Source organism: Labrys sp. KB_33_2, assembly GCF_052114505.1.
Taxonomy (GTDB): domain Bacteria; phylum Pseudomonadota; class Alphaproteobacteria; order Rhizobiales; family Labraceae; genus Labrys.
In genome coordinates this window covers 191,215-203,334 of record NZ_JBFREW010000005.1, presented here as the reverse complement: position 1 = coordinate 203,334, position 12,120 = coordinate 191,215, and the positions used below count along the sequence as shown (strand labels likewise).

Sequence of the window (12,120 nt, the reverse complement as noted above, 5' to 3'; positions counted from 1 at the left end):
CCAGAGCGCTTTGCGATGAGGCGGGATCGCCAAGAATCGCAAAGGCGCGTCGGAACGAGAAGCTGGAGCAAACAAGCGGTCAGACATGAACGCGCTTTGCTCCTGGGGACGCGTGGCCGTGGCCATCTCGGCGACCGCGCGTGCCCCGGTGCCATCTTGTTTCGATTGCGGGCCGCTTCGAGGCCGTCATGGCGAGCAGGGTGAGGTCTGATTATACTTTGCTGGCTTATTAATTGCTCTGCGCCGCCCATCCTCGTCGAATCGAGGGTGTCGTAAGGGGGAAGCGTGATGAAACCTCGGATACTCGTGACGCGGCGTTGGCCCGCCTCGGTCGAACGGATTCTGGCCGATAGGTTCGACACGACGTTCAATCGGGACGACACGCCGCTGAGCCCATCGCAATTGAGCGATGCGCTTGGCCAGTTCGATGCCGTGCTGCCCACGGTCAGCGACAGGCTGCCCGCTTCGGTCTTTCCCGAGGTGGACGTGCGCACCAGGCTCCTGGCCAATTTCGGAGTCGGCTTCAGCCATATCGACATCGACGTGGCGCGCGCCCGCGGCGTGACCGTGACCAATACGCCGGGCGTGCTTACCGACTGCACCGCCGACATCGCCCTCAGCCTGCTGCTCGCCGTGGCGCGCCGGGCCGGGGAGGGGGAGCGCCAATTGCGCGCCGGCCAATGGACGGGCTGGTGCCCTACCCACATGATCGGCGCCAAGGTGAGCGGCAAGACGATCGGCATCATCGGTATGGGCCGGATCGGCAAGGCAGCGGCCAGGCGCGCCCATTTCGGTTTCGACATGAAGGTCGTCTTCTACAACCGCTCGAAAGTCGACGACGAGGCTGTCAGCGCCATGGGCGCACGGCAGCTGGCAAGCGTCGAGGAGGTGCTGGCCGAGGCGGATTTCGTCTCCCTGCATTGCCCCGGCGGCGCCGAGAACCGGCATCTCATCAATGCGGCCCGGTTGCGGGCGATGAAGCCGAGCGCCTTCCTGATCAACACCGCGCGCGGCGACGTCGTCGACCAGCAGGCCCTGGTCGACGCGCTCGAAAGCGGGACGATCGCGGGCGCGGGCCTCGACGTCTATGACGGCGAACCGGCCGTTCCTGCCGCGCTGATGCGCCTGGAAAATGTAGTTCTGCTGCCGCATCTGGGCAGCGCCACGGAGGAAACCCGGGTCGCGATGGGCATGCGGGCAGTCGACAATCTCACCGCCTTTTTCGATGGCAGGGCGGTACTCGACAAGGTTGCCTGAAGCAGGGAGTTTTAGGAAAAGCGCGGCCTGCGGTTTGACGAACGGCATTGGTATTCCCGGCTCTCGCGAGCCGGGAATTTTCGTTTTGGCCTGATTGATCGCAGCAAGCGATCGATGTCCCCGAAGAACCGCCGATTCCTTCGTTCGAGCATGCTTGGCGGCTGGCCCAATTGCTGTAGTGTCTCGCCATCCGGATGCACATTGCGCCAAAAGGAAATGGATGATGACTGCCCTGCTGCCGACCGTGGACCCCGATGGTCTCCTCGAATATTCGGTCGTGTTCACCGATCGCGCGCTCAACCACATGTCGCAGGTCTTCCAGGGTGTGATGCGGGACATCTCGCAAACATTGCGCCGGGTCTACAACACGGAAGAAGGTGGGGGCGTGGCCCTGGTGCCCGGTGGTGGCACCTATGCGATGGAGGCGGTCGCGCGCCAGCTCGCCCACGGCAAGAAGGTGCTGGTCATCCGCAATGGCTGGTTCTCCTATCGCTGGACGCAGATATTCGATATGGGCGCCATCCCTGCCGAGAGCGTCGTGCTGAAGGCGCGGCAGACGCAATCGGAATCTGGGGCACGCCAGCAACCCTTCCAGCCCGTGCCGATCGAGGAGGCCGTGGCCGTCATCGAGGCCGAGCGTCCGAATCTCGTCTTCGCGCCGCATGTGGAAACCGCCTCCGGCATCATGCTTCCCGACGGGTACATGAAGGCAATTGCTGACGCGGCTCACAAGGTCGGGGCGCTTTTTGTCCTCGATTGCATCGCTTCTGGCTGTGTCTGGGTCGATATGAAAGCGGTCGGCGTCGACGTGCTGATCTCGGCGCCACAGAAGGGGTGGAGCGCTTCTCCCTGCAGCGGCATCGTCATGCTGAGCGAAGCCGCCAAAGCCGAGGTGAAGGCCAGCACCAGCTCTTCCTTCGCCTGCGACCTCAAGAAGTGGCTGGAGATCATGGAAGCCTATGAGAAGGGTGGCCATGCCTACCATGCCACCTTGCCGACCGATGCTCTGCGCGGCTTCCGCGACACTGTGCTGGAAACCGAGGCGAGAGGCTTCGAAAAGGTGAAGGCGGCCCAGCTCGAACTCGGCGCTCGGGTGCGGCAGCTCTTCGCCCAACGCGGTTTTGCCAGTGTTGCCGCGTCGGGTTTCGGGGCACCTGGCGTCGTCGTCTGCTACACCGACGATCCTGGCATCAAGTCCGGTGCCAAGTTCGTTGCCGTCGGCGTGCAGGCGGCAGCCGGGGTACCGCTGATGTGCGATGAGCCCGCTGACTTCCAGACCTTCCGTATCGGCCTTTTCGGCCTCGACAAGCTCGCTGATATCGACCGCACGGTGGGCAATCTCGAACGGGCTCTGGGCGAGGTCGTGGGCACGGCGAACGTGCGGTAGTTGCAAAGCCGAGCAGCGCAAGCTTTTCCTGCAAACAATGAGACAAGAGGGGAGGGATCGTCATGACGATGGAATTGGATGGCGGCATCACGCCGCACGGCGAGGGGTATGAGCAGGTCGAATGGAACATTCTTGGCCAGCGGTATTTTCCGAAGGCCGATTGCGGGTCGGCCTTCGCCTTCGAGACGAATTCCGAACCCGGCCAATTCGTGCCGGTCCATGTCCACCCGACACAGGAGGAATTCATCTTTCTGCTGGAAGGCCAACTGGAGCTGAAACTCGACGGAAAATGGCTGACGGCGAAATCCGGCGACCTGGTGCGCCTGCCCCGCGGCATCCCGCATGGCTATTTCAACAAGTCGGACCAGCCCGCTCGAGCGCTTTTCTGGGTGTCTCCTGCCGGCCGGCTGCGTGACCTGTTCAAGACTTTGCACAACATGTCCGATGTCGAAGCGGTCATACGCGCTTCCGCTGAACACGACGTCGACTTCCTGCCTCCAGAGGCCAACGACTGAGCGTTGGCCATTCCGGAAAGCAGGAGCGGGGTGTCGCAAGTGCCCGCTGTCCGGGTGCGGGCCTGAAAGCGAGAGAGAGATGCAATACCGGGTGGTCGACTGGACCTGGGCCTACGACAACGCCGCGAACATCCCCAAGAGCGAAGCGTGGCCGAACGCCTGGGTGGAGCCAGCCCGGGTGGCTCGCGACGCGCTGGTTGCTGACGACCGTGCACGGCTGGAGCTCACCTATGGCAGCGATCTCCGCCAACGCCTCGACCTGTTCTATCCGAAAGGGAGCCCGGCGGGCCTGGTCGTCTTCGTCCATGGCGGATTTTGGATGGCACTCGACAAGAGCTTCTGGTCGCATCTTGCAGGGGGACCGCTGGCGCACGGATATGCGGTGGCGATACCCAGCTACCCGCTTGCTCCGAATGTGCGCATCTCCGACATTACGAGGTTTATCGGTCAGGCCATCGGCGCTGCCGCCAGCATCGTCCCCGGACCGATCCGTCTGGTCGGTCATTCCGCCGGCGGCCAACTGGTGACGCGCATGATCAGCCAGACGACGCCCCTCCCGGACGAGTTGCATGGCCGGATCGCTGGGACGCTCTCTGTATCCGGCCTGCACGATCTTCGGCCGCTGATGAATATCGCGCGCAATGCGACGCTGAAGATCGACATGACCGAGGCGAAAAGCGAGAGCCCGGCCTTGCTCGAGCCATTGCCCGGAAGCCGGCTGATCTGCTGGGCCGGTGCGCGGGAAACGTCCGAATTCCTCCGGCAGAACGCGCTGCTCGGCAATATCTGGCGGGGACTCGGCGTCGAGACGGACGTCGTCGAAGAACCGGACCGCCACCATTTCAACATCCTGGATGGGTTGGCGGACCCCGACCACGCGATGACACGCGCCCTGTTTTCCCTATGAAACGCGCGGCCCGGCCTGCAGTTGCGCACCCAGGCGCCGAAGCGACGCGTGGCGGCAAGGCCGAAGAAAGACCGATCGGATGCAACGCGATGCAATCAGATCCGGGGGATGAATTCCGTCCTTGACCGACCGGCGGTCGCGAAAACGATACGACGCCCTCGGAGCGGATTTTTTGTCTAAGGACAAACTATGTTGCGATTTGCGGACAAAGATTGGTTCATTGCGGACAACCAATGGGGGAATGAAACGGCTCCGGCACCCTGAAATCGAAGAATGAACTGGAATGAAAAAATGTTTCACTGTATGAATATGAGAGGCGGAAGGAACTGGATCGTCGTCGTGGCTTGAAACGCCCCGAAACACAGAAGGCCCAAAACAGAAGACGTCGGATCAGAGGTGGCGCGCGCCGCAAATCGGGGGGCATATGAACGCCGAGGGGAAACGCCAGCGTCAGGGCATCGAGGTCGATAGGATGCGGGGAGCTCCGGAAGGCCTGTTCAGGGTGCTGATCGCCGAGCGCAACCCACTGGTGGTGGCTGCCCTCGGCGACATGATCAAGAATGATGTGCGCTTCGAGCTGGTCGGCAGCATGCAGTCCGGTGAGGCTTTTCTCGCGGCTGCGGCCGAGCCAAAATTCGACGTGGCCGTCCTTGGCTGGAAGCTCTCCGACATGAACGGCGCCGAGGTGCTGGAAGAACTGCGTCAGCGCAGCTTGCATGTGCGTGTCGTCATGTTCTCGAACGACCACGACGTCGCCATTCTCAAGCAATGCGTGCGCCTGGGTGTGCAAGGCTATTGCTATCAGTTCGACGATCCCGCCATCTTGTTCGACACGCTGGTGGCGGTCGCCCATGGCCGGATCTGCATCCCTTATCTGGACGTGTCGAAGATCAATGACACGCCACTCTCGCGCCTGACGACCCGCGAGCGCGAACTGCTTGCCGTGCTGGCGGATGGCTGGACCAATCTGCAGATCGCCGCACGCACGGGGATCTCGGAAAACACGGTCAAATATCACCTCAAAAATCTCTACGACAAGCTCGAGGTGCGCAATCGCGCCATGGCGGTCGCGCTCTACGCCACCGAGAAGAGCAGAGGGCCGCAAGCCAATTCCTGAAGCGAGGGCGGCGCTTGGCTCGCTGGGGTCCCAGTTCCGCATGCTCGACTGCGATCGCAAGGGCTCGCGTCATCGGCCTGTCATGCCGGCAGGGCAGAAGGCCGCCCGTGTGAGGAGAGCGACGTAATGACCATCGAACTTTGGCCCTTTCTGGTTCTACCCCTTGCTGGGCTCGTGGCGGGGGCGGGCATTGTTCGCTTCGTCATGGGGCCGGAATGGATCGAATGCCTGCGCGAACGCCGCTAAGGGGTTTTGCTCAAGGGCCATCGCGGCCTCGCAGAGCCATTATTTGCTTCTGTCCAGTTCAGATGTGCTGTTGAAGCCCGGGCTGTGCATCACATCGAGAATGGACGATCGAAACATCCATCGTGGCTCGCTGTCGATCTCGCCCAAAGGAGCCCGCAAGATCGCGCGGGCATCCGGATGAGGGCGGTTCAAGGCCTTCGATGAAGAGGCGCTGCCCAGTCAGCTATCGCATTTCCATGCGCGCCCTCGGGAGCTTGCACCTCGGGGCCTCCTTCGCTCGCCCGCATGAAAGAAGCCGCGGCAATGGCTCTACCCTATTGTGGCAATGGCTCCTGCCCCGCCCGGTGACACCATGTAAAAACCCGCTCGTGAGGTCTTGAGCAAAGCACGTTCACAACTGAACGCTTGTTTGCTCTAACTCTTTGTTTCGACGCGTCTTTGCGATTCTGGGTGATTCCGTCTAATCGCAAGACGCTCTGGGAGACGGTGCGTGGCGGATTTCGATTTCATTGTTGTCGGGGCAGGATCTGCCGGTTGCCTGCTTGCCAATCGTCTGACCGCCACGGGTGAATTCAGCGTGTTGCTCCTGGAGGCTGGCGGAAGCGATCAACGGTTCATGATCCGCATGCCGATCGGCTATGGCCACAGCTTCTACAATCCGAAGGTGAACTGGAAGTTCGAGACCCGGCCGCAGGAAGCCCTGGCGGGACGCACGAGCTATTGGCCGCGCGGAAAGGTTCTGGGCGGCTCGTCTTCCATCAACGCCATGGTCTATGTCCGCGGCCAGCGAAACGATTTCGAGGATTGGAAAAGCGCCGGCAATCCCGGATGGGGCTGGGACGATGTCCTGCCCCATTTCAAATCGATCGAGACGTTCGAACGGGGAGGCGATGCCTGGCGCGGTGGATCGGGCGAACTTGATGTCACGGACATGACGCCATCCGTGCACCCGCTTTGCCAGGATTGGCTTCAGGCCGCGGAGCAGGCCGGCTTTGCCCGGACACCGGACTATAACGGCCTGAACCAGGAAGGTGTCTCGGTCTACCAGATCACCACCAGGAAGGGCTTTCGTGCGTCATCCGCAACGGCATTCCTGCATCCGGTTGCCAGGCGCTCCAAACTGAAGATCGTCACCGGCGCCTTTGCCACCCGCATCCTGTTCGACGGCCTGCAGGCGAGCGGGGTCGAATATCAGTGCGACGGACAAAAGCATGCCGTTCAGGCCCGGCGCGAGATCATCCTGGCGGCCGGCGCGGTGCACTCGCCCATCCTGCTGCAGCATTCGGGGGTCGGCCCTGGGGACCTGCTCAGGAAATTCGACAAGGCTGTCGTGAAGGACATCGCCGCGGTCGGGCAGAACCTGCAGGATCACCTCGGCATCGACTATCTCTATCGCTCGCGCAAGCCAACGCTCAATTCCCTGCTGCGTCCGTGGTGGGGCAGGGCGATGCTCGGCGCACGCTACCTTCTGTTTCGCGACGGACCGCTATCGCTCAGCGTCAACCAGGCTGGCGGTTTCGTCAAATCCAGGCCCGATGCCAGGCGGGTGGACATGCAGCTCTACTTTTCGCCAGTCAGCTACAGCAAGCCGACGCCGGGCGTGCGGCGATTGACCTTGCCTGATCCGTTTCCCGGCTTCTTCATCGGGGTCCAGCCCTGCAGGCCCGAGAGTCGTGGCTCAATTGCCATCGGGTCGCCCGACCCAATGGCTGCGCCTGTCATCGAGCCGAACTATCTGTCGACGGCCGGCGATATCGAGGAGATGCTGGCAGGCGTGCGCCTCATCCGGACGATTGCCGAACAGCCCGCCATGCGCGCCGTCATCCTCGATGAGATGAAGCCTGGCCCGAACATCCGCAACGAAGCTGATCTGGTCGCGGATATTCGCGCCCGCTCAGGCAGCGTCTTTCACGCCTCCTGCACCTGCCGCATGGGGCCGGACGACGGAACCAATGTCGTGGACGATCGCTTGCGTGTGCATGGGTTGCAGGGGCTGCGTGTGGTCGACGCTTCCATTTTCCCGAATGTCACCTCGGGCAATATCAATGCGCCGACCATGATGGTGGCCGAAAAGGCGGCGGGAATGATTCTCCGGGACAATGGCTAAGGCATCTTCCCGGGAACTTAAAAATGCTCAGGGGCGCTGCTTTGCCAGGACGCCGGCGAGCGTCTCCACGCCCTTGCGTATGGTGCGCTCGTCGATGGCGCTCACGCCGAGCACCAGCCCGCGATGGATATGCGCCTGGTCGAGGCAGAACCGGCTGATGGGGGAGACCTGGAGACCGGCTGTGTCTGCGTCCGCCGCGACAGTCTCGTCATTCATGAACGGGGCTGCAAAGCGACCGACCGCGTGAAATCCGGCAACCGAGCGGTTCGTGTGTAACAGCCCTCTGAGATATCTTTCGGCCGCTTCGTGGAAGACGGCATGGCGACCGGCATAGATCTCCCGCATGCGGCGCAGATGGGTGGCAAAATGGCCTTCGTCGATGAAGGCGGCCAGAACCGCCTGGATGCTCGAGGGCACGCCTTGCAGGAACGCGCCGCAGATGCGCTGGAAGATCGGCACCAACGGTTTGGGCACGATGTAGAAGCCCAGACGCAATGCCGGAAACATCGTTTTGGAAAACGTCCCGACATAGATGACGCGTTCGCCGGTATCGCCGCTTTTCAGGGTGGGGAGGGGGCGGCCATCGTAGCGAAACTCGCCATCATAATCGTCTTCGATGATCCAGGCATTGTTCTGGTTAGCTGCCGCCAGCAATTGCGCTCGTCGTGCGAGGCTCATCTCCGCCCCCGTGGGATGCTGGTGCGACGGGGTGACGAAGGCAAGGCGGAAGTCGGGCGCCAGAGTGAGCCCCGCCTCCACGGAGAGCCCTTCCTGGTCGACGGGAACGGGCACGATCGAGGCGCCGCAGGCAACCAGGCTGTTGCGGGCGCCGATGGCGCCGGGATTTTCGAACCAGACATGGTCGCCCGGATTGAGCAGGACGCGGCCGATCAGGTCGAAGGCCTGCTGGGCGCCGTTGACGATGAAGATCTGGTCGACGTCACAGGAAAGGCCGCGATTGGCGCGGAGGTGCTCGGCAATCGCCAGGCGCAGGCGCGGATGGCCGTTGGCGTCGGAATAACCCATCACCTCTTCGCGGGGCTCGCGCCAATGCTTGGCGGTCAGGCGGGCCCAGACCGCCATCGGAAATGCCGCATAATCCGGCAGGCCTGTCACAAAGGCGCGTATGTGATGCGGATGGGACAGTCTCTGGAAGAAGCGCGGCGAGGCATCGGCAATGATGTCGGCGAGCTTGGCGGAGACGGCGCCAGGAGAATGCACCACCAGGGCCTGTTCCGGCTTTCTGGTTTCGGCAAGCTCCGAAACATAGGAGCCCGACCCAGTTCGCGAAACGATCAGCCCCTCCGAGGTCAGGCGTTCGAACACCGTCATCGCGGTGGTGCGCGAGATCCCCAACTCCCTTGCCAGCGTGCGGCTCGACGGCAGTCGCTTGCCGGCGGGCAGATGGCTCGCCGCAATCAGCTGGCGTATCGCATGATAGACTTGGGTGGTGATGGATTTGTCCAGAGAACGGTCGACGGCGATCGAAAACAGCAATTCGCCCGAAGACCGCTTGACCATTGACCATATTTCCCGACGGTTGGAGCGCAAGGCCGCGGCACACCGCGACAAATGCCGGCAGCCGCGCTCGCTTTTTCTTACGGCTTCCTAGAGCAAAATGCGTTCAAGCGTGAACGCTTGTTTACTCTAACTCTTTGTTTCCAAGCCAATCTAAAGGATTGGCTAGAGCGTCTTTGCGATTCGAGGTGATTCCGCCTAATCGCAAAACGCTTAAGCACAGGCTCTAGCGGTTTCGCTTCGGCCCCGGTGAACATTTGGTTCACCGATCCGCCATAACCGGCTTTCAGGTTTTTCGAAAGTGGACCTTATGACCCACGGACCGGTTTGATAGGTCAGTCTCGATCGCATTGGCTGGCATTTTCAGGAAGAGCGGACTTGAAGATCAAACGCATCGAGACATTCTCCACCCAATATGTCGGCTTCGTCCGCATCACGGCCGAGGACGGAACCCAAGGGCTCGGCCAGGTTTCGACCTATCATTCCGACATCACCTCGACCGTATTGCACCGGCAGGTTGCTCCCTATGTGCTCGGCGTCGACTTCGACGATATCGATGCGCTGACCGACAGGGTGATCGAGCGCGAGCACAAATTTCCTGGCTCCTACATGAAGCGGGCCCTTGGCGGATTGGACACTGCGATCTGGGACCTGCGCGGAAAGGCGGCCGGATTGCCCGTCGTCAGCCTGCTCGGTGGGACACCGGGGAAATTGCGTGCCTATGCCTCCTCGATGAAACGCGACATCACCCCGGCCGCGGAAGCCGAACGTTTCAAGCGCCTGCGGGACCAATTCGGCTTCGACGCCTTCAAGTTCCGCATCGCCGCCGAATATGGCCATGACGTCGACGAATGGCCGGGACGTACCGAGGAGATCGTTCCGACCATCCGCAAGGCGCTCGGCGACAAGGTGTCCCTGCTGGTCGACGCCAACAGCGGCTTCTCGCCCAAGCGGGCGATCGAAGTCGGGTCCCTGCTCAGGGACAATGGCATCGAGCATTTCGAGGAACCCTGCCTCTATTGGGAGCTCGAGCAGACCAAGGAAGTCACTGACGCGCTCGACATCGCCGTGACCGGCGGCGAGCAGGATTGCGAGATCCCGACCTGGCGGCACATGATCGAGATGCGGGCCGTCGATGTCGTGCAACCCGATATCCTCTATCTCGGCGGCATCAGCCGCACCCTGCGCGTCTGCGCCATGGCGAGAGCCGCAGGATTGCCGGTGACGCCCCATAGCGCCAATCTCGGGCTGGTGACGCTGTTCACCATGCATTTGCTGCGTGCCATCGAGGGGGCGGGCAAATATCTGGAGTTTTCGATCGAGGGGCCGGACTACTATCCCTGGCAGGAAGGACTTTTCGTCAAATCGCCCTATGCGGTCGAGGATGGCATGGTCACGGTTTCGAACGAACCGGGCTGGGGCGTGGAAATCGATCCCGAATGGCTTGCCCGATCGAGCTACCAGGTCAGCGAGGTGGCATGATGACCAACGCATTCGCAACTGTTGCGGCGGAACTCGAACCGCTGCCGTCCCAGCACTTCGTTCATGGCGGTTGGCGCCAGTCGGCCTCCGGACAGGCGATAGAGACCTTCGATCCCGGGCGAGCGGAGCCGCATGCGCGATTTGCTGCCGGAACGGCCGAGGACGTCGCCGAAGCGGTTTCCTCCGCCAGGCAGGCCCAGCATGGCGAATGGGGCAGGGCGACGCCGGCCGAGCGCGGGCGTGTGCTGATGCGTGCGGCAGAGCTGATCCGCGAGAACATCGAGCGCCTGGCTGTTGCCGAAGTGCTGGACAGCGGCAAGACCCTCGCCGAAGCCCGCGGCGACGTGCGCGGCTCGGCGCGGGCCTTCGAATATTATGCCGGCGCCGCCGACAAGCATGAGGGCAAGGCCTATCCGCTCGGGCCGAACTACACCTCCTATTCGATCGAGGAGCCGGTCGGCGTCACCGCGCATATCGTGCCCTGGAACTACCCGCTGTCGACCACCTGCCGCTCGATCGCGCCGGCCCTGGCCGCTGGCTGCACCGCCGTGGTGAAGCCGGCGGAACAGACGCCGATGACGGCGCTGCTGCTGGCCGAGATCCTGGTCCTGGCTGGACTGCCCGATGGGGCCTGCAACGTCGTGACCGGCACCGGCATCGCGGCTGGCGCCCCGCTGGTTTCGCATCCTGATATCAGGCACGTCACCTTTACCGGCTCGACCGTCACTGGCATTAATGTGATGAAGGCGGCAGCCCAGAACATCGCCTCCGTCACGCTCGAGCTCGGTGGCAAGTCGCCCAATATCGTCCTGGCCGACGCCGATATCGATCTGGCGCTCGACAATGTCGTCGGCGCGATCTTCGAGAATGCCGGGCAGATCTGCTCGGCCGGTTCACGGCTGGTCATCGAGCGCTCGATCCATGCCCAGTTCATCGAAAGGCTCGTCGAACGCGCCCGTCGCCTCAGGATCGGCCACGGCCTGACCGAGGGGGTCGATTTCGGTGCGCTCAATTCGGCTGAGCATCTGGGCAAGGTGGCCTCCTATGTCGAGGGAGCCAAGGCAAGAGGGCTCGAGATCGTCACCGGCGGCAAGGTGACCGTGGATCCGGCGACCGGCAAGGGCTGGTTCTTCGAGCCGACCATCGTGGACGGCGCAGACTGGGACGATCCCATCGTCCAGGAGGAGATCTTCGGGCCGGTGCTGGCTGTGCAGGTCGTCGATGGCGTCGAGCAGGCCATCGCAGCGGCCAATTGTACCCAATATGCACTGGTTGCCGGCCTGTTTACCCGCGATCTGGCCAAGGCGCATCGCATCGCCCGCGATGTCGATGCCGGCCAGGTGTTCGTCAACGAGTATTTCGCAGGCGGCATCGAAACGCCTTTCGGCGGCAACCGCCGATCGGGTATCGGCCGGGAAAAAGGCCTGCTTGCGCTCTCCGCCTATACCAGGACCAAGACCGTGACGCTTCGGATCTGATCGCCTTTCCAGCAAGCGGCCTCATCATTGATCGAGAGTGGACCTTATGCGCCGCAGCCAAGCCTTTCATAGTCGTGCCAGGAGGCAGGCTGACGGGTCGATCGGC

The 12,120-nt window shown here is 62.4% G+C and carries 9 protein-coding genes; 8 read left to right on the top strand and 1 reads right to left on the bottom strand.

The genetic code is table 11. The annotated features are described in order from the left end of the window. Positions 1-285 precede the first annotated feature (285 nt). The 6 genes from AB4037_RS11305 to AB4037_RS11280 all read left to right on the top strand — a co-directional run bounded on the left by AB4037_RS11305 (position 286) and on the right by AB4037_RS11280 (position 7,536). Complete coding sequence (locus AB4037_RS11305) at positions 286-1,257, top strand: 2-hydroxyacid dehydrogenase (protein ID WP_441771582.1); 972 nt, start codon at positions 286-288, stop codon at positions 1,255-1,257. Between the two features lie 223 nt (positions 1,258-1,480). Then, positions 1,481-2,644: an aminotransferase class V-fold PLP-dependent enzyme gene (locus AB4037_RS11300; protein WP_441771581.1), complete on the top strand. Its 1,164-nt coding sequence runs from the start codon at positions 1,481-1,483 to the stop codon at positions 2,642-2,644. Positions 2,645-2,706: 62 nt separating this feature from the next. Continuing rightward, a complete protein-coding gene (locus AB4037_RS11295; RefSeq protein ID WP_441771580.1) occupies positions 2,707-3,159 on the top strand; it encodes a cupin domain-containing protein in 453 nt (150 codons plus the stop codon). A 79-nt stretch (positions 3,160-3,238) separates the two neighbouring features. Continuing rightward, entirely contained in the window at positions 3,239-4,066 is an 828-nt protein-coding gene (locus AB4037_RS11290; RefSeq protein ID WP_434959931.1) for an alpha/beta hydrolase, read from the top strand. A 472-nt stretch (positions 4,067-4,538) separates the two neighbouring features. Further along, positions 4,539-5,183 carry a LuxR C-terminal-related transcriptional regulator gene (locus AB4037_RS11285; RefSeq protein ID WP_434961309.1) on the top strand — a complete coding sequence of 215 codons (645 nt, stop codon included), beginning with the start codon at positions 4,539-4,541 and terminating at the stop codon, positions 5,181-5,183. Positions 5,184-5,919: 736 nt separating this feature from the next. Beyond that, complete coding sequence (locus AB4037_RS11280) at positions 5,920-7,536, top strand: GMC family oxidoreductase (RefSeq protein WP_441771579.1); 1,617 nt, start codon at positions 5,920-5,922, stop codon at positions 7,534-7,536. 27 nt (positions 7,537-7,563) lie between these two features. On the opposite strand, the gene pdxR is transcribed toward AB4037_RS11280, so the two are convergent. After that, positions 7,564-9,057: a MocR-like pyridoxine biosynthesis transcription factor PdxR gene (gene pdxR, locus AB4037_RS11275; RefSeq protein ID WP_441771578.1), complete on the bottom strand. Its 1,494-nt coding sequence runs from the start codon at positions 9,055-9,057 to the stop codon at positions 7,564-7,566. A 375-nt stretch (positions 9,058-9,432) separates the two neighbouring features. On the opposite strand from pdxR, the gene AB4037_RS11270 reads away from it, so the two are divergent. Together AB4037_RS11270 and AB4037_RS11265 are read left to right on the top strand one after the other, a co-directional pair. Beyond that, positions 9,433-10,536: a mandelate racemase/muconate lactonizing enzyme family protein gene (locus AB4037_RS11270; protein ID WP_434959928.1), complete on the top strand. Its 1,104-nt coding sequence runs from the start codon at positions 9,433-9,435 to the stop codon at positions 10,534-10,536. Further along, positions 10,533-12,014, top strand: coding sequence for an aldehyde dehydrogenase family protein (locus tag AB4037_RS11265; RefSeq protein ID WP_441771577.1), 1,482 nt, complete (start codon positions 10,533-10,535; stop codon positions 12,012-12,014). The genes AB4037_RS11270 and AB4037_RS11265 overlap by 4 nt, the downstream gene beginning before the upstream one ends. Positions 12,015-12,120: the final 106 nt, after the last annotated feature.

Coding starts and splice junctions, on each gene's coding strand:
- AB4037_RS11285 (WP_434961309.1), top strand. CDS start 4,539: ATGCGGGGAGCTCCGGAAGGCCTGTTCAGGGTGCTGATCGCCGAGCGC.
- pdxR (WP_441771578.1), bottom strand. CDS start 9,057: ATGGTCAAGCGGTCTTCGGGCGAATTGCTGTTTTCGATCGCCGTCGAC.
- AB4037_RS11300 (WP_441771581.1), top strand. CDS start 1,481: ATGACTGCCCTGCTGCCGACCGTGGACCCCGATGGTCTCCTCGAATAT.
- AB4037_RS11290 (WP_434959931.1), top strand. CDS start 3,239: ATGCAATACCGGGTGGTCGACTGGACCTGGGCCTACGACAACGCCGCG.
- AB4037_RS11295 (WP_441771580.1), top strand. CDS start 2,707: ATGACGATGGAATTGGATGGCGGCATCACGCCGCACGGCGAGGGGTAT.
- AB4037_RS11265 (WP_441771577.1), top strand. CDS start 10,533: ATGATGACCAACGCATTCGCAACTGTTGCGGCGGAACTCGAACCGCTG.